Origin of the sequence: Streptomyces rectiverticillatus, from assembly GCF_013394065.1 — a bacterium.
Lineage (GTDB): Bacteria > Actinomycetota > Actinomycetes > Streptomycetales > Streptomycetaceae > Streptomyces > Streptomyces rectiverticillatus.
Map to the genome: position 1 here is coordinate 5,541,946 of NZ_CP040752.1, position 16,646 is coordinate 5,558,591.

The 16,646-nt window shown below is 74.3% G+C and carries 13 protein-coding genes and 1 riboswitch; of the genes, 10 read left to right on the plus strand and 3 right to left on the minus strand.

What is annotated here, in order from left to right:
• Positions 1-118 precede the first annotated feature (118 nt).
• From FGW37_RS24300 to FGW37_RS24315, 4 genes are all read left to right on the plus strand, one after another.
• The gene (locus tag FGW37_RS24300; protein ID WP_246430849.1) at positions 119-1,468 is read left to right on the plus strand and encodes a M16 family metallopeptidase; all 1,350 of its coding nucleotides are present in this window, start codon (positions 119-121) and stop codon (positions 1,466-1,468) included.
• A gap of 38 nt (positions 1,469-1,506) precedes the next feature.
• Positions 1,507-2,874 (plus strand): M16 family metallopeptidase, encoded by a 1,368-nt coding sequence (locus FGW37_RS24305; RefSeq protein ID WP_179084884.1) that lies wholly within the window; start codon positions 1,507-1,509, stop codon positions 2,872-2,874.
• A gap of 217 nt (positions 2,875-3,091) precedes the next feature.
• Positions 3,092-3,247, plus strand: a riboswitch (cyclic di-AMP (ydaO/yuaA leader).
• A gap of 13 nt (positions 3,248-3,260) precedes the next feature.
• Positions 3,261-4,070 carry a M23 family metallopeptidase gene (locus tag FGW37_RS24310; RefSeq protein WP_179082983.1) on the plus strand — a complete coding sequence of 270 codons (810 nt, stop codon included), beginning with the start codon at positions 3,261-3,263 and terminating at the stop codon, positions 4,068-4,070.
• A gap of 270 nt (positions 4,071-4,340) precedes the next feature.
• The gene (locus FGW37_RS24315) at positions 4,341-5,006 is read left to right on the plus strand and encodes a GntR family transcriptional regulator (RefSeq protein WP_246430526.1); all 666 of its coding nucleotides are present in this window, start codon (positions 4,341-4,343) and stop codon (positions 5,004-5,006) included.
• Between the two features lie 233 nt (positions 5,007-5,239).
• On the opposite strand, the gene FGW37_RS24320 is transcribed toward FGW37_RS24315, so the two are convergent.
• On the minus strand, positions 5,240-5,521 hold the full coding sequence (locus FGW37_RS24320; RefSeq protein WP_058042134.1) for an HPr family phosphocarrier protein: 282 nt from the start codon (positions 5,519-5,521) through the stop codon (positions 5,240-5,242).
• A 107-nt stretch (positions 5,522-5,628) separates the two neighbouring features.
• Here FGW37_RS24320 and FGW37_RS24325 point away from each other — a divergent pair, with 107 nt between their 5' ends.
• The 4 genes from FGW37_RS24325 to FGW37_RS24340 all read left to right on the plus strand — a co-directional run bounded on the left by FGW37_RS24325 (position 5,629) and on the right by FGW37_RS24340 (position 11,658).
• Positions 5,629-8,445 (plus strand): bifunctional acetate--CoA ligase family protein/GNAT family N-acetyltransferase, encoded by a 2,817-nt coding sequence (locus tag FGW37_RS24325; protein ID WP_179082985.1) that lies wholly within the window; start codon positions 5,629-5,631, stop codon positions 8,443-8,445.
• A gap of 636 nt (positions 8,446-9,081) precedes the next feature.
• On the plus strand, positions 9,082-9,696 hold the full coding sequence (locus FGW37_RS24330) for a DUF5998 family protein (protein ID WP_179082986.1): 615 nt from the start codon (positions 9,082-9,084) through the stop codon (positions 9,694-9,696).
• Between the two features lie 11 nt (positions 9,697-9,707).
• Positions 9,708-10,904 carry an alkaline phosphatase family protein gene (locus tag FGW37_RS24335; RefSeq protein WP_246430527.1) on the plus strand — a complete coding sequence of 399 codons (1,197 nt, stop codon included), beginning with the start codon at positions 9,708-9,710 and terminating at the stop codon, positions 10,902-10,904.
• A gap of 76 nt (positions 10,905-10,980) precedes the next feature.
• On the plus strand, positions 10,981-11,658 hold the full coding sequence (locus tag FGW37_RS24340) for a thymidine kinase (protein ID WP_179082988.1): 678 nt from the start codon (positions 10,981-10,983) through the stop codon (positions 11,656-11,658).
• Here FGW37_RS24340 and FGW37_RS24345 read toward each other — a convergent pair.
• Positions 11,633-12,478, minus strand: a complete 846-nt coding sequence (locus FGW37_RS24345) for a VOC family protein (RefSeq protein ID WP_179082989.1) — start codon at positions 12,476-12,478, stop codon at positions 11,633-11,635. The genes FGW37_RS24340 and FGW37_RS24345 overlap by 26 nt on opposite strands.
• A 291-nt stretch (positions 12,479-12,769) precedes the next feature.
• On the opposite strand from FGW37_RS24345, the gene FGW37_RS24350 reads away from it, so the two are divergent.
• Positions 12,770-13,606 carry a sulfurtransferase gene (locus FGW37_RS24350; protein WP_179082990.1) on the plus strand — a complete coding sequence of 279 codons (837 nt, stop codon included), beginning with the start codon at positions 12,770-12,772 and terminating at the stop codon, positions 13,604-13,606.
• A gap of 437 nt (positions 13,607-14,043) precedes the next feature.
• Here FGW37_RS24350 and sepH read toward each other — a convergent pair whose 3' ends face one another.
• Positions 14,044-15,129, minus strand: coding sequence for a septation protein SepH (gene sepH, locus FGW37_RS24355; RefSeq protein WP_179082991.1), 1,086 nt, complete (start codon positions 15,127-15,129; stop codon positions 14,044-14,046).
• Positions 15,130-15,476: 347 nt separating this feature from the next.
• Here sepH and FGW37_RS24360 point away from each other — a divergent pair, with 347 nt between their 5' ends.
• Complete coding sequence (locus tag FGW37_RS24360) at positions 15,477-16,571, plus strand: hypothetical protein (protein WP_179082992.1); 1,095 nt, start codon at positions 15,477-15,479, stop codon at positions 16,569-16,571.
• Positions 16,572-16,646: the final 75 nt, after the last annotated feature.

A 16,646-nucleotide genomic window follows, 5' to 3' on the forward strand; every position in this document is an offset into this window, starting at 1 on the left:
CCGCGCCGGGAACTTCGCCGGATGTCAGCGCGCTTGCATACAGTGACAGCACTGCTCATCACGCGAGTCATCGCGCACCGGCGCGAGATTTCAAGCGATCGAAGGGACGTACATGCCCATGGGTCACACGGCCACGCAACAGGCCGGTACCGGCGGCCTCACAGCGACCGAGCACCGGCTGGCCAACGGCCTGCGGGTGGTGCTCTCCGAAGACCATCTGACCCCGGTCGCCGCCGTCTGCCTCTGGTACGACGTCGGCTCGCGCCATGAGGTCAAGGGCCGCACAGGCCTCGCCCACCTCTTCGAGCACCTTATGTTCCAGGGCTCGGCACAGGTCAAGGGGAACGGCCATTTCGAGCTGGTTCAGGGCGCCGGCGGCTCCCTCAACGGCACCACCAGCTTCGAGCGCACCAACTACTTCGAGACCATGCCGGCGCACCAGCTGGAGCTGGCCCTGTGGCTCGAGGCCGACCGGATGGGCTCCCTGCTCACCGCCCTCGACGACGAGTCGATGGAGAACCAGCGCGACGTCGTCAAGAACGAGCGCCGCCAGCGCTACGACAACGTCCCCTACGGCACCGCCTTCGAGCGGCTGACCGCCATGGTCTTCCCGGACGGCCACCCGTACCACCACACCCCGATCGGCTCCATGGCCGACCTGGACGCGGCCTCTTTGGAAGACGCCCGCGCCTTCTTCCGCACCTACTACGCTCCGGGCAACGCCGTCCTGTCGGTCGTCGGCGACATCGACCCCGAGCAGACCCTCGCCTGGATCGAGAAGTACTTCGGCTCGATCCCCGCGCACGACGGCAAGCAGCCCCCGCGCGACGGCAGCCTGCCCGACGTCATCGGCGAGGAGCTGCGCCAGGTCGTCCGCGAGGAGGTCCCGGCCCGCGCCATGATGGCCGCCTACCGCCTCCCGCAGGACGGCTCCCGCGAGGCCGACGCCGCCGACCTGGCCGTCACCGTCCTCGGCGGCGGCGAGTCCTCCCGCCTGCACAACCGCCTGGTCCGCCACGACCGCTCCGCCGTCGCCGCCGGCTTCGGCCTGCTGCGGCTCGCCGGCGCCCCCTCGCTGGGCTGGCTGGACGTCAAGGCGTCCGGCGGCGCCGAGGTGGCCGGCATCGAGGCCGCCGTCGACGAGGAGCTCGCCCGCTTCGCCGCCGAGGGCCCGACCCCCGCGGAGATGGAGCGCGCCCAGGCCCAGCTGGAGCGCGAGTGGCTGGACCGGCTCTCCACCGTCAGCGGCCGCGCCGACGAACTGTGCCGCTTCGCGGTGCTGTTCGGCGACCCCCAGCTCGCCCTCACCGCCGTGCAGCGCGTCCTGGACATCACGCCGGAGGAGGTGCGGCAGGTCGCCCAGGCCCGCCTGCGCCCCGACAACCGCGCCGTGCTGGTGTACGAGCCCATCGAGGCCGCCGCCCCCGCCGCCGACGAGAACGCCGAAGAAGAGGAGACGGCCAAGTGAGCGACGCCGTGGCCCCCGCCCAGCCTGCCCAGCCTTCCATGGACTTCCACCCGCAGCCCCAGGCCGGCCCCGCGGCCCCCTGGGCCTTCCCCGCCCCCGAGCGCGGCACGCTCCCCAACGGCCTGACGGTGCTGCGCTGCCACCGCCCGGGCCAGCAGGTCGTCGCCGTCGACATCAACGTCGTGGCCCCCCTCGCCGCGGAGCCCGAGGGCCTCGACGGCGTCGCCACCATCATGGCGCGCGCCCTGTCGGAGGGCACCGACAAGCACACCGCCGAGGAGTTCACCGCCGAGCTGGAGCGCTGCGGCGCCACCCTCGACGCCCACGCCGACCACCCCGGCGTGCGCCTGTCCCTGGAGGTCCCCGCCTCCCGGCTCGGCAAGGCCCTCGGCCTCGTGGCCGACGCGCTGCGCGCCCCCGCCTTCCCCGACCACGAGGTCGAGCGGCTGGTGGGCAACCGCCTGGACGAGATCCCGCACGAGCTGGCCAACCCCGCCCGCCGGGCCGCCATGGCGCTCTCCAAGGAGCTCTTCCCGGCCGGCTCGCGGATGTCCCGCCCGCGCCAGGGCACCGAGGAGACCGTCGCCCGCATCGACGCCGCCTCCGTGCGGGCCTTCTACGAGGCCCATGTGCGCCCCGCCACCACGACCGCCGTGGTCGTCGGCGACTTCACCGGGGTCGACCTCGACGCGGCCCTCGCCGACTCCCTCGGCGCCTGGACGGGCTCCCCGGCCGAGCCGTACCCGCTCAAGCCGGTCACCGCGGACGACACCGGCCGCGTCGTCATCGTGGACCGCCCCGGCGCGGTCCAGACGCAGCTCCTCATCGGCCGCATCGGCGCCGACCGGCACGGCCAGGTCTGGCCCGCCCAGAGCGTCGGCACGTACTGCCTGGGCGGCACCCTCACCTCCCGCCTGGACCGCGTCCTGCGCGAGGAGAAGGGCTACACCTACGGCGTGCGGGCCTTCGGCCAGGTGCTGCTGTCCACCCCGGAGGGCACCGGCGCGGCCATGCTCGCCATCAGCGGCTCGGTGGACACCGCCTCCACCGGCCCCGCGCTGGAGGACCTGTGGACCGTCCTGCGCACCCTCGCCGCCGGGGGCCTGACGGACGAGGAGCGCGACTCCGCCGTGCAGAATCTGGTCGGCGTCGCCCCGCTGAAGTACGAGACGGCGGCGGCCGTCGCGGGCACCCTCGCCGACCAGGTCGAGCAGCACCTGCCGGACGACTTCCAGGCGCGCCTGTACGAGCGCCTGGCCGCGACGGGCACGGTGGAGGCCACCGCCGCCGTGGTGAGCGCCTTCCCGGTCGACCGCCTGGTGACGGTGCTCGTCGGTGACGCCGCGCAGATCGAGGAGCCCGTCCGTGCCCTCGGCATCGGGGAAGTGACCGTGATCACGGGCTGAAGCCCCCCGGCGGGCCGGCCGCACCGGTCGGTCCGTCAACCGGCAGGCACGCGCGCCCCTGAGGCGCGTGTGCCTGCCAAATGTCCGATTTAGCGGAGTGGTTGCACGTCTGCGTTGTGGCGTGGGCCACAAAATGGGGCTTCTGTTTGCCGATCGAAAGTGGCGGCGTCTAGCGTCGAAGCGTCTGTCCGTCAGATGTGCGCCGCATCCGCGGCCCGGGCAGACATCGCCGAGTCCCCGTACGGCGCGAGCCAGGGGAGCCGGGGACCCAAGTGTCCCTGGGGTGAATCGGGCCCCTTTCCGGAGGGATCCGTAGGAGACCTTCCTGCTCCGAACCCGTCAGCTAACCCGGTAGGCGAGAGGGAAGGAAAGGACCAGCCTCACCAATGGCGTTCACTCGTGCCACCGGGAAGCACCGCAAGCCGAGCCGCGCCGTTCGCGTCAGCGCGAACGCGGCGGGCATAGCCACCCTCGCCGCCACCGGTGTCGTCGCGGGCTTCGCCGCCCCGGCGCTGGCCGCCTCGCCCGACGAGGCCCACCGTCCCACCGAGGACACCGGCCTGACCCAGGCCGTCGTCATCGGCGAGGACACGGCCGGCCGCATCGGCGAGCAGGCCCAGGTCCAGAGCAGCGCCGCGGCCGAGACCACCGCCGTCCACGAGGCCGAGACCGCCGCCAAGCAGCAGGCCGCCGACGTCAAGAAGGCCGCGGACGAGGCCAAGCGCAAGGCCGAGGCCGAGCGCAAGGAGGCCGAGCGCGTCGCCCGCGAGCAGGAGCGCAAGCGCCTGAACACCTTCGTCTCGCCGATCGCCGGCTCGTACGTCTCCACGTCCTACAAGGCCTCCAGCGGCCTGTGGTCCTCCGGCAGCCACACCGGCATCGACATGCACGCCGCGACCGGCACCTCGATCCAGGCCGTGGGCGCGGGCACCATCGTCGAGGCCGGCTGGGGCGGCGCCTACGGCAACAACGTCGTCATCAAGCACAACGACGGCACCTACACGCAGTACGGCCACCTGTCGTCCATCGACGTCAGCGTCGGCCAGTCGGTCACCGCCGGCCAGCAGATCGGCCTCTCCGGTGCCACGGGCAACGTCACCGGCCCGCACCTGCACTTCGAGGCCCGCACCGGCGCCACGTACGGCACCGACATCGACCCGGTCGCCTACCTCAGCGAGCACGGCGTCTCCCTCTGACGCACCCGCCCGCGCCCCCGCGCGGCACATTCGCCTGACGAAGGCCCCGGCCCACCGGCCGGGGCCTTCGTCGTATCCTCGTGTTGGCCAAAACATATCGATGACTTCACGTGCGCCGTCGGAAATCGCGGACGGCTGCAATAGAGTCGCTGAACAGGCGTCAATCGGCCGCGTTTCGCGGGGGTTATGCGGAGGTTCACCCATGCGGGGCCCTACGTGAACGGTGATGGCACAGCGAATCAGAGCGGCCGTCGCATTTCCGCGCACGCCGTGTGCACGGCGATCCGTGACGACATTGTTTCCGGCACGTTTCCGCCCGGCAGCAGGCTCACCGAAGAAGTCCTCGCGCGCCGCTACGGCGTTTCGCGCGTGCCCGTGCGCGAGGCGCTGCGCACCCTCGCCTCGGAGGGGTTCGTGACCACCCGGCGGCACGCGGGCGCCTGCGTCGCGGAGCCGACCGAGCAGGAGGCCGCCGATCTGCTGGAGGTCCGCGCCCTGCTGGAGCCGCTGGGCGCCGCGCGCGCCGCACAGCGCCGTACGGAGGCGCACCTGAAGGTGCTGCGCGGTCTGGTCCGGCTCGGCCAGGAGCGCGCCCGGGGCGGGCGTACGGGCGAGCTGCGGCCGCTCGGGGACTGGTTCGACGAGACCCTCGCCCAGGCGTCCGGCAGCCCGAGCCTGGCGGGCCTGCTCACCCAGCTCCGGCTCAAGATCTCATGGGTGTACGCGGCGGAGCCGCCCGCGCGGCCCGTCGACACCTGGGAGGTGCTCGGCGCCCTCGTGGACGCCGTCGCCCGCGGCGACGCGGAGCGGGCCCGGGCCATCGCGGCGGCCCGCACGGACCGCTCGCCGGGGGAATTCCGGCTGCGCCGCACCGTGCCGGCGGCCCGCGTGCGGAATGCGGGTCCGGCCGCGCGAACGGTGATCTCCGGCTCTTGACCTCGTTCCCGGGGCTCGGGCCTATTTACGTCCCGTGTTACCGCAGGAACCATCTCCGGCCGAACTTCCGCCGAAGGAATACCCGGCTGTTACCGCTGGAATGCCATGGATTTCACGCGGGCGCACGCGGGGGTGTGAATGGGGTGCGCGGGGTGCGGACGGGAAAACGACAGCGGGGCCGCGGCGGCCCTCAATCGGCCGCCGCGGCCCCGCCGCACGCGATTTCCGTCGAATCAGACGGTCTCCGGGAGCTCCTCGAGACCCTCGGCGACCAGCTTCGCCAGACGGTCCAGAGCGGCCTCGGCGCCCTCGGCGTCGCTGGAAAGGACGATCTCCTCGCCACCCTGGGCGCCCAGGCCCAGCACGGCCAGCATGGAGCCGGCGTTGACCGGGTTGCCGTCGGCCTTGGCGATCGTCACGGGGACGCCGGCGGCGGTCGCCGCACGGACGAAGATCGACGCGGGACGGGCGTGCAGGCCCTCGGTCCAGCCGACGTTGACGCGGCGCTCAGCCATGGTGTTGCCCTTCAAGTCGTAGGAGTTGTCTAGACCAGTGTCTCACGGTGCCCGGAGTGCTCCGGCGCAGCGCTCCCGATGTCCGTGCCCGGCCTTACGCTGGCCCCATGCAGACGACGCCGGCGCAGTCCGGGCCCGAGTACGCGTACCCCACCCACTGGGAAGCCGACGTCGTGCTGCGCGACGGCGGCACCGCGCACCTGCGCCCCATCACCCCCGGCGACGCCCAGCGCCTGGTGAGCTTCTACGAGCAGGTCTCGGACGAGTCGAAGTACTACCGCTTCTTCGCCCCCTATCCCCGCCTCTCCGACCGGGACGTGCACCGCTTCACCCATCACGACTACGTCGACCGGGTCGGCCTCGCCGCCACCGTCGGCGGCGAGTTCATCGCCACCGTCCGCTACGACCGCATCGACGGCCGCGGCATGCCGGCCTCCGAGCCCGCCGACGAGGCCGAGGTCGCCTTCCTCGTGCAGGACGCCCACCAGGGCCGCGGCGTCGCCTCCGCCCTCCTGGAGCACATCGCCGCCGTGGCCCGCGAGCGCGCGATCCGGCGCTTCAGCGCCGAGGTGCTGCCCGCCAACACCAAGATGATCAAGGTGTTCACGGATGCGGGCTACACCCAGAAGCGCAGCTTCGAGGACGGCGTCGTCCGCCTCGAACTGGATCTGGAGCCCACCGACCGCTCCCTCGCCGTCCAGCGGGCCCGCGAGCAGCGCGCCGAGGCCCGCTCGGTGCAGCGGCTGCTCGCCCCCGGCTCCGTGGCCGTCATCGGCACCGGCCGCACGCCGGGCGGCATGGGGCGGGCCGTGCTGCGCAACCTGCTGGCCGGCGGCTTCACCGGGCAGGTCCACGCCGTCAACCACGCCTTCCCCGAGGGCACCACGCGGCTCGACCCCGAGGGTGTGCCGGCCCACCGCTCCGTCCTCGGCATCGCCGGGCCCGTCGACCTCGCCGTCGTGGCCGTGCCCGCCGGTGAGGTGCCCTCCGTCGTCGCCGAATGCGGCGAGCACGGCGTCCAGGGCCTCGTCGTCCTCTCCGCCGGGTACGGCGAGAGCGGTGCCGACGGGCGCGAGCGCCAGCGCGAGCTCGTGCGCCAGGCCCGCTCCTACGGGATGCGCATCATCGGGCCCAACGCCTTCGGCCTCATCAACACCGCAGGCGGCGTCCGCCTCAACGCCTCCCTGTCGCCCGAGCTGCCCGCCGCCGGCCGCATAGGGCTCTTCAGCCAGTCCGGGGCCATCGGCATCGCCCTGCTCTCCGGGCTCCACCGGCGCGCCGCCGGGCTCGTCGGCATCTCCACCTTCGTCTCCGCCGGCAACCGCGCGGACGTCTCCGGCAACGACTTCCTCCAGTACTGGCACGACGACCCGGACACCGACCTCGTACTCATGTACCTGGAGTCCATCGGCAACCCCCGCAAGTTCACCCGCCTCGCGCGGCGCACCGCCGCCCGCAAGCCCGTCGTCGTCGTCAAAGGCGCACGCCACGGCGGGGCCGCGCCCACCGGGCACGCCGTGCCCACCACCCGCATCCCCGACGCCACCGTCTCCGACCTGCTCCGGCAGGCCGGCGTCATCCGCGTCGACACGGTCACCGAGCTCGCCGACACCGGGCTGCTCCTCGCCTCCCAGCCGCTGCCCGCCGGGCCGCGCGTCGCCATCCTCGGCAACTCCGAGTCCCTCGCCCTGCTCACCTACGACGCCTGCCTCACGGACGGCCTGCGCCCCCAGCCCCCGTACGACCTCACCACCGCCGCCCAGCCCGCCGACTTCCGCAGGGCGCTGGCCGGTGTCCTGGCCGACGAGGAGTGCGACGCCGTCGTCGTCACCGCCATCCCGTGGGTGGGGGACGCCTCCGCGGCGGACCTCGCGGGGGCGCTGCGCGAGGCGGTCGCGGCCTCGCCGGCCGCCAAGCCGGTGACCGTCGTGCACCTGGAGATCCCGGGGCTCGCCGAGGCGCTCGCGGAGCCGGCGCTCGCGGAGCCGGCGGGCGAGGGCGCCGGGGGCACGGAGGGCGCTGCGCCGGCCGTGCGGATACCCGCCTACCCCGCCGCCGAGCGGGCCGTCCGGGCGCTCGCCGAGGCCGCGCGGTACGCACGCTGGCGGCGGCACGCGGCCGAGCCGGGGCGCGTGCCCGAGTACGACGACATCGACGAGGCCGGGGCCGCCGCCGACATCGGCGTGCTGCTGGAGGCCCACGGGGCCGGCCTGGCGCCGCCGCCCGAGGGCCCGCGGGCGGTGACCCTCTCCGCTCCCGACACCCAGCGGCTCCTCGCCCGGTACGGGATCGCCGTGCTGCCCGCGCTGCCGGCGCCGGACCCCGACGGCGCGGTGCGTGCCGCGCAGCGGCTCGGCTTCCCCGTCGCCCTCAAGCCCACCGCCCCGCACCTGCGCCACCGCGCCGACCTCGGCGGCGTCCGGCTCGACCTGGGCGGAGAAGCGGAACTGCGGCGCGCGTACGCCGAGTTGACCGAGCTCCTCGGCAAGCCCGAGGAGACCCGGCTCGTCGTCCAGTCCATGGCGCCGCGCGGGGTCGACACCGTCGTACGGGCGGCGATCGACCCGGCGGCGGGGGCAGTCCTGTCCTTCGGGCTGGCCGGGGCGCCCTCCCTGCTCCTCGGCGACACGGCCCACCGGCTCGTCCCCGTCACCGACCGTGACGCCGCCGAGCAGATCCGCTCCATCCGCACCGCCCCGCTGCTCTTCGGCTGGCGCGGTACGACGCCCGTCGACACCAGGGCCCTGGAGGAGCTGCTGCTGCGCGTCTCCCGGCTGGTCGACGACCACCCCGAGGTCGTCGGCGCCGACCTGGAGCCGGTGATCGTCGCGCCCCGGGGAGTGCACGTCCTGGGCGCCACCATCCGCCTGGCCCCGGCCCCGGCCCGCACGGACCTGGGCCCGCGCAGCCTGCCGGTGGTCTGACGCCAACAGACCACCGGGCTGCACCCGGGCAACGGTGCTCAGCGGCGACGGCGGTGCCCGGCGGTGCCGGTCCGCCTGCGGCGGGCTTTCCCGGTGTGGGTTGTGGTTGGTCCGGCGCCGCCGGTTGCCGCCGTGGGGGTTTGTCGCCGTCGCGGCGGAGTGGGATGCCTGGGTGGTGATGCTTGCCGTTGCTGCTGCCGCCGTTCCCCGGTGCGGGGACCCTGTCCGCTGCCGCGGTGCCGGGCCACGACGAACCGGTGCGGCGGTGCCGATCTGCCTGTGGCGGGCTTTCCCGGTGTGGGTTGTGGTTGGTCCGGCGCCGCCGGTTGCCGCCGTGGGGGTTTGTCGCCGTGCGCGGCGGAGTGGGATGCCCGGGTGGTGATGCTTGCCGTTGCTGCTGCCGCCCGTCCCCGGTCTCAGGCACGTACGGGTTCCTGCCCCGCAGGGTCCGGCACCGCCGGGCTGCGTCGCGGGGGCGAGGTCCAGGGCACCGAGGCGGGTGAGTGGGGTGCACGAACCGGTCCGGCGGTGGGCGCCGCGGCGTGGGTGTGACCCCGGTCCCACCCGGCCGGCCTCGGAGAGGCCGGCGTGGGCGCATCGGGCGGTTGGGGCCCGTGGGCCCCTTAGGATGGGCTTATGGCGAAGACCGGTACGACGACCCAAGGGCTGCGCGCGGCGATCGAGCGCAGTGGCTACTACCCGGCCCTCGTGGCCGAGGCGGTGGAGGCCGCCGTGGGCGGGGAGCCGGTCGCGTCGTACCTGGTGCACCAGGAGACGACGTTCGACTCCAACGAGGTGCGCCGCCACGTCACCGTCCTCGTCCTCACCGGCACCCGGTTCATCGTCAGCCACACTGACGAGCAGGCCGCCGACGGCACCTCGCCGTCCCCGTACGCCACCACCTCCACGGAATCCGTGAAGCTGGAGCGGATCTCCTCGGTCGTGCTGAGCCGCGTCGTCGCCAACCCGGAGTCGTACACCCCGGGCACCCTGCCCCGCGAGGTCGTGCTGAACATCGGCTGGGGCGCGGTGTCCCGGATCGACCTGGAGCCCGCCGCCTGCGGCGACCCCAACTGCGACGCGGACCACGGCTACACCGGCTCCTCCACGGCCGACGACCTGAGCCTGCGCGTCAGCGAGGCGGGCGACGGCCCGGACACCGTCCGCCAGGCGCTGGCCTTCGCCCAGGCCCTCTCCGAGGCCACCGCAGCCCCTGCGGCCCCTACGGCCGGTGCGGCGACCGCCCGCTGATGTCCTCTCCCATGACGGCGGGTTCCGCCTGGCACGAGCCCGTCCCGCTCGACCCCCGCTCGGCCCCGCTGCCCCGCTACGGCACGGGCTCGCTGGCCGACCTGCTGCCCGCGGTCGCGGCCGGCATGGGGGTCCCCGGATTCTCCACGGGCCTGGAGCTCGCCCCCGCCGACCGCGTGTGCGTCTTCCTGATCGACGGCCTCGGCTGGGAGCTGCTGCGCGCCCACCCCGCCGAGGCGCCGTTCCTGCACTCGCTGATGGCCGGCTCGACCAACGGCACTGGCTCGCCCCTGACGGCCGGCTTCCCGTCCACCACGGCGACCTCCCTCGCCTCGGTGGGCACCGGGCTGCCGCCGGGCGCCCACGGCCTGCCCGGCTACACCGTCGCCGACCCGGCCACGGGGCAGCTGATGAACCAGCTGCGCTGGCGGCCCTGGACCGACCCGCACGTCTGGCAGCCGTACCCGACCGTCTTCCAGCTCGCGGACGCGGCCGGGGTGCACACCTGCCAGGTCTCCGCCCCGGACTTCCAGCACACCCCGCTGACGAAGATCGCGCTGAGCGGCGGCACCTTCCACGGCCGGCTCTCCGGCGAGGACCGGATGGACCTCGCCGCCGACCGCCTCGGCGCCGCGGACCGCTCGCTCGTCTACACGTACTACAGCGACGTCGACGGCAAGGGGCACCGCTTCGGCGTCGACTCCGACGAGTGGCGCGGCCAGTTGATGTACGTCGACCGGCTCGCCCAGCGCCTCGCCGAGCAGCTGCCGCCCCGCTCGGCGCTGTACGTCACCGCCGACCACGGCATGATCGACATCCCCTTCGACCCCGAGTCGCGCATCGACTTCGACGAGGACTGGGAGCTGCGCGCGGGCGTCGCCCTGCTCGGCGGCGAGGCCCGAGCCCGCCACGTCTACGCCGTGCCCGGCGCCGCCGCCGACGTCCTCGCGGTGTGGCGCGAGGTGCTCGGCGAGCAGATGTGGATCGCGAGCCGGGACGAGGCGATCGAGGCGGGCTGGTTCGGCCGCCCCGGCGACGGCGTGGACGGCCGCGTCCACGGCCGGATCGGCGACGTGGTCGCGGCCGCCCGCGACGACATCGCGATCGTCGCCACCGAGACCGAGCCGAACGAATCCGCGATGGTGGGGCTGCACGGCTCCATGACGCCCGTGGAGCAGCTGGTGCCGCTCCTCGAAGTGCGTGCCTGAACCCGTAGGCCCGCAGCCCCCGTACGATCGCGCGCCCCCCTCAACGCCCCGACCTATGAAAGGCATTGGCTTCCCCATGCCCGAGCTGGTGTTCTTCTCCGGAACCATGGACTGCGGAAAGAGCACCCTCGCTCTGCAGATCGAGCACAACCGCTCGGCCCGCGGCCTGCAAGGGATGATCTACACCCGGAACGACCGCGCCGGCGAGGGCAAGCTCTCCTCCCGGCTCGGCCTGGTCACCGACTCCGTCGAGGCGGGCGAGGGGTTCGACTTCTACGCGCACATCGTCGCCCACCTCTCGGCGGGGGGCCGCGCCGACTACGTGATAGCCGACGAGGCGCAGTTCCTGGAGCCGGATCAGATCGACCAGCTCGCCCGGATCGTGGACGACCTCGAACTCGACGTCTTCGCCTTCGGCATCACCACCGACTTCCGCACCAAGCTCTTCCCCGGCTCCCAGCGCCTGGTCGAACTCGCCGACCGCATAGAGGTGCTGCAGGTCGAGGCGCTGTGCTGGTGCGGTGCGCGGGCCACGCACAACGCTCGTACGGTGGGCGGGCAGATGGTCGTCGAGGGCGCCCAGGTGGTCGTCGGCGACGTCAACCAGCCCGAGACCGTGGTGGGTTACGAGGTGCTGTGCCGGCGCCACCACCGCCGCCGGCTGACGGCCGCCGCGGCGCGCGCCGCCGCGCTCTCTCCCGACGTGCTGCCCGTCGACCCGGCCCCCGTCAACGGGACGTCCGCAGAAGGGTGAAGACCGCCCCCTCCGGGTCGGTGACGGTGGCCACCCGGCCGGCCGGCGCCTCGTGCGGCGGCCGCAGCACCCGGCCGCCCAGCTCCACCACCCGCAGGGCGGCGGCATCGGTGTCCGCGACCTCGAAGTACGTCATCCAGTGCGGGCCCTGCTCGCGCGGCAGCGCCGCGCCGACGCCCCGGATCGCGGCGACCGGCCGGCCGTCGAGCTGCAGCGTGAGGTGGTCCGCGGGGTCGAGGTCCGCCGGGGAATCCGCCGGGGAGTGGGCCGAGCGCGCGGCGTCGGCCGGCTTGACGTCGTAGCCGAACAGGGCCCGGTAGAAGCCGGCGACCGCCGACGCCCGGCGGGTCACCAGCTCGTGCCAGGCGGGCGTGCCGGGCACGCCCGTCAGCTGGGCGCCGGTCAGCTTCTGGCCCTGCCACACGCCGAAGGGCGCCCCGGCCGGGTCGCTGGCGAGCACCAGCCGCCCCGCGTCCTCCGCGGAGAGCGGGCCCACCCCCACCGTGCCGCCGGAGCAGCGGATCCACTCCGCGGCCTCGTCGGCGTCGTCGCTGGCGAGGTAGGTGGTCCAGGCGGTCGGCAGCCGCAGGCCGGGCGCGAGCTCCCCGAGGCCGGCGACGTCGCGGCCGTCGACCGTGGCGCGCACGTAGGGGCCCAGCCGGCGCGGCCCGGGGCTGTAGAAGGCCCAGCCGAACAGACCGCCGTAGAAGTCCTGGATCGCCTCCAGGTCGTGCGCCAGGAGACTCGTCCAGCACGGGCTGCCCGGCGCCTGCCGGACCTCCCCCGCTCCTGGCCGGGGGGAGCCCCAAACCTCGGTCATGTCACTCTCTCCTCGGACCATCGTGGTGGCCGCGCGACCCGCGCCGGGCCGCGGCGCGCGGGGGTGGTACGGGACGGGGCACGACCAGATGGTTGCACCACCTGCCGTCACGCGCCCCCCGGCCGCGCCGGGATTCCCGGGTTCCCGCAGGAGAATGCCCGGAATCGCGGGGCAGTACCGTTCCGGCGCCCGAGCGCGCCCCGGCGAACGCGGCGCCCAGTATCGATCAGTTGTGCGCCACCTGGCCAGAGGCCCGTTCAACGCACGCCGGACTACGTCAGGATGGGGGCCATGAATGCCATCATCTCCGCAGTCGAACTCATGGACGCGTCGGTCGGCGGGCAGCCGCCCGTCCTGCTGGACGTCCGCTATCAGCTCGGCGGCCCGCCCGGCCGGCCGGAGTACGAGGCGGGGCACATCCCCGGTGCGGTCTACGTGGACCTCGAGAGCGAGCTCGCCGGCCCCGCGGGGAAGCAGGGCAGGCATCCGCTGCCCGGGCTCGACGTGTTCGGCGCGGCGATGCGCAGGGCGGGCGTCGGCTCCGGCGGGGACGTCGTCGTCTACGACGGGGGACAGGGCTGGGCGGCCGCGCGGGCCTGGTGGATGCTGCGCTGGGCCGGGCATCCGTCCGTGCGCGTCCTGGACGGGGGCCTGGCGGCCTGGCGGGCGCAGGGCGGGGAGGTCACGGCCGAGCGGACGCCCGCGCGCGAGGGCGACTTCGTACCGGTGCCGGGGGCGCTGCCGCTGCTCGACGCGGACGGTGCGGCGGCGCTGGCCCGCCGCGGGCTGCTGCTGGACGCCCGGGCGGGGGAGCGCTACCGGGGCGAGACCGAGCCGATCGACGCGGTGGCCGGGCACATCCCGGGCGCGGTCAACGCGCCGACGACGGAGAACGTGGCTGCGGACGGGCGCCTGCGGCCCGCGGCCGAACTGGCCGCCCGCTTCGGCGCCCTGGGCGCGGTGGAGGGCACCGAGGTGGGCGTCTACTGCGGCTCCGGCGTCTCCGCCGCGCACCAGCTCCTCGCGATGGCCGTAGCGGGCATCCCGGCCGCCCTGTACGTGGGTTCGTGGAGCGAGTGGTCCTCGGACCCCTCGCGCCCCGTGGCCACGGGGCCGCAGCCGGGCTGAGACCGCGGACCGGTCTGCGGGGCGGCCCTGCGGGCGGCTCACCGGCCGGCCCGTGGGGCGGGCCGCGGACCGGCCTGCCGAGCGGGTCGCCTCCTGGGGCAGGCAGGCCCGACGGTCTGCAGTCCCGCCCGTCGAGCGATTCGCTTCCCGCCGCAACGGCAGGAAGCTCTCACGGCGCGGTCCGGCGGTGCCGAGCCGGCCGCATACGGGGCGAAGGGACCGTGCCCGGGGCCGGGCGGCCCCGGAGAGCATCGTCGTGGCCGAGCGCCGCGGCGGCGGGCGCAGATGACCGCGTGCTCCCATCGGGCCCGCTCTCCACGGGCGGCCCGGCGGATCGTCCGCCGCCCGGTCGCCGGACCTGGGGCGGCCCGGTGCGCGCTGCCGTCGCCGCCCCCGGCCGGAGCCGGGGGACTGACGGATGGTCACTGGCGTAGCGGTTACTCCTGTTTCTTGCGGCGGGTGCCGAAGACGATCTCGTCCCAGCTGGGGACCGCCGCCCGGCGGCCGGGCCGGACCCCGTCGGCCTCGGCCTGACGGTCCGTCGTGCCGACCAGCCGGTCGCGGTGGCCGGCCACGGACCGCGGCATGAGGACGTCCGCGTACGCGGCGCCCGCGCTCGCGGCCGGCGCCGGGGGCTCGACCGCCTCCGGCTCGTCGGACGGCTCGTCACTCGCCGGTGCGACCGAGGGGGTTTCCGGGACGACCATGTCGCCGCGGAAGCTGGGGACCGCTTCGAGCAGGCTCGTCAGCGAATCCCGCTCCTTGGCGGGCGGCTCCTCGGGCGGCTCGGCGCCCGCCTCGGGCGCGGACGGCGGGCCGGAGGACGCGGCCTGCTGCCGGTCCAGCGACCGGTCGAGGGGCCTGTCCCGCGGCAGACGGGCGATCCGGGGTACGAAGGGGAAGCTCGGCTCGGGCGTGTCGTCGGTCTCGCCGATGAGCGCGCGGGCCTCGTCGTCCATCGCTTGAACGATCCGCCTCGGCGGGTCGTACGACCAGCTCGCCGCGCGGGGCTCACCTGCCGCCCGGTAGACGAGCAGGACCTCCCACGTGCCGTCGTCCCGGCGCCAGGAGTCCCACTGCGCGGTGTCCTTCTCGGCCCCGCGCAGCATCAGCCGCTCGGCCACGGCCTCGCCGAGGAGCGGGCCGGTGTTCTCGCCGGGGCGGCGCACGGCCGTCTTGCGGGCGCGCTCGGCCATGAACGCGCGCTCGGCCAGGACCGGGCCCTCGAACCGGCGCACCCGCTCGACGGGGATGCCCGCGAGCTGCGCCACCTCCTCCGCGGAGGCTCCCGCACGTATGCGCGCCTGGATGTCGCGGGGGCGGAGATGGCTCTCCACCTCGATCTCGATCTGCCCCAGACGAGCACGGTCGTTACGTACGGCGGCGCGCAGCCGTTCATCGATAGGAAGGGTGTACTCCGTGCTGTCCGCAGCCTTGAGCACCAGCCGTGTGCCGTCGTTGGAGACGGCCACGACACGCAGTTCGGGCATGGGGACCTCCCGGGTGGTGCCTGCCGACGTCACGTGCGTCGCTGCTTCCGCTAGTCGAGTGTGGCCTGCCCGGGTGCAGCCTGCCACAACATTGCCGAGTTGACGGGGGTGAGAGCCGGTGGGGCCCCGCCCGTTGGGTCCAGGCAGCCGGACGGGACACCGGGGCCAGGGCTCGTCACAGTACTCCATTCGGGCCACTGGGGGTGGAATGGCGCGCCATCGAAGTTCACGCGGGAGAAGGGAGTTGATCGTACCTATCGCGCGCGAAGGCGGTTGCGCGGGTGTCGAGGTTCACAGAATCGCCGGAATCGGAACTGTTCGTTACGCTCGAATGTCTCTTCTACCTGCAAGACGGACCCAAGGCTACACAGAGGCAGGAGATGGACGACAAAGGCGAAAGTGAGGCAAAACAGAAGAACAAGCGTCTGGAGCTGAGCCTCGCACAGGTCGCCGGCAGCGCCCTCGCGGCGGTGATCGCCGCACTGCTCGCGGGCAAGCTCGGGGTGTACGGCACGGTCATCGGCGCCGGCGTCGTCAGTGTCGTGGCCACGTCGGGCGGCTCGGTCTTCCAGCACTTGTTCAAGCGGACCGGCGAACAGCTTCGCGAGGCGACCACGCAGGCGGCGAAACCGAAACTGCGCCAGGTGCCCGTACAGGACGCGGGCCGGGCCGTCGGCCGCGCCGCGGCCGCGGCACAGGACCCCGCGCGGCGCGCCGCGCAGGACGACGCGACCCGGATGCTGCCGCAGGCCGACGCCACGCAGATGCTCCCGGCGGCGGACGACGCGGCGACGCGACTGTTGCACGCGGCGTCACGGTCGCCGGAGCCCGGAGGCGCATACGCGGGCGCGCATCCTGGTGCGCGCGCCGATGAACACTCCTTTGCGTACACGGACACGGACACGTACACCCCGGCCACGACGCACGGCACCCGGACACGCGGCTGGAAGCGCCCGCTCATCGCCGCCGGCGCGGTCTTCGTCCTCGCGATGGGCACCGTCACCGCGGTCGAGCTGGTCAAGGGATCGAGTGCGGACGGTGGTAAGGGGACCACGGTCAGCCAGATCTTCGACGGCGGGAAGTCGCAGAAGAAGCAGGACCCGCCGCCCGAGCGGTCCCCGGGCCCGGAGCGCTCGCACGACGGCGGCGAGGAGCGCGGCACCGGCGGCGACTCCGGTCCCTCGCCCGACCCGGACGCCTCGCGGCAGGGCGGCGACACGGGCAAGCAGTCGCCGGACCCGTCGACATCGCCGTCCTCGGGAGGCTCGACGCCCAGCACCAAGCCGGACCCCACGCCCAATCCCTCGACCTCCCAGGGCGGTGGCACGGGCGGGGACGACAAGGGTGGCGGCGGCACCGGCGGCAGCACGGCCGGCCAGGGCACCACGGGCGGTGGGACGACGCCCAAGCCGCCGGCGCAGGGGCAGAACGCGGCGGCCGGCGCGGGTTCGCCTGCGGCGGGCGCCGTTTCGTAGGGGCGCGCCCCGTACGACCTCGTAGACGTCGCCGGTCGGCTGCCGGCCGGTGGGGGCCGGTCGCGCAGTTCCCCG

Bases quoted from the DNA above. Each gene is read 5' to 3' on its own strand.
- FGW37_RS24310 (WP_179082983.1), top strand. From the start codon at position 3,261: ATGGCGTTCACTCGTGCCACCGGGAAGCACCGCAAGCCGAGCCGCGCC.
- FGW37_RS24305 (WP_179084884.1), top strand. From the start codon at position 1,507: ATGGACTTCCACCCGCAGCCCCAGGCCGGCCCCGCGGCCCCCTGGGCC.
- FGW37_RS24360 (WP_179082992.1), top strand. From the start codon at position 15,477: ATGGACGACAAAGGCGAAAGTGAGGCAAAACAGAAGAACAAGCGTCTG.
- FGW37_RS24325 (WP_179082985.1), top strand. From the start codon at position 5,629: ATGCAGACGACGCCGGCGCAGTCCGGGCCCGAGTACGCGTACCCCACC.
- FGW37_RS24320 (WP_058042134.1), bottom strand. From the start codon at position 5,521: ATGGCTGAGCGCCGCGTCAACGTCGGCTGGACCGAGGGCCTGCACGCC.
- FGW37_RS24330 (WP_179082986.1), top strand. From the start codon at position 9,082: ATGGCGAAGACCGGTACGACGACCCAAGGGCTGCGCGCGGCGATCGAG.
- FGW37_RS24335 (WP_246430527.1), top strand. From the start codon at position 9,708: ATGACGGCGGGTTCCGCCTGGCACGAGCCCGTCCCGCTCGACCCCCGC.
- FGW37_RS24345 (WP_179082989.1), bottom strand. From the start codon at position 12,478: ATGACCGAGGTTTGGGGCTCCCCCCGGCCAGGAGCGGGGGAGGTCCGG.
- FGW37_RS24300 (WP_246430849.1), top strand. From the start codon at position 119: ATGGGTCACACGGCCACGCAACAGGCCGGTACCGGCGGCCTCACAGCG.
- FGW37_RS24340 (WP_179082988.1), top strand. From the start codon at position 10,981: ATGCCCGAGCTGGTGTTCTTCTCCGGAACCATGGACTGCGGAAAGAGC.
- FGW37_RS24350 (WP_179082990.1), top strand. From the start codon at position 12,770: ATGAATGCCATCATCTCCGCAGTCGAACTCATGGACGCGTCGGTCGGC.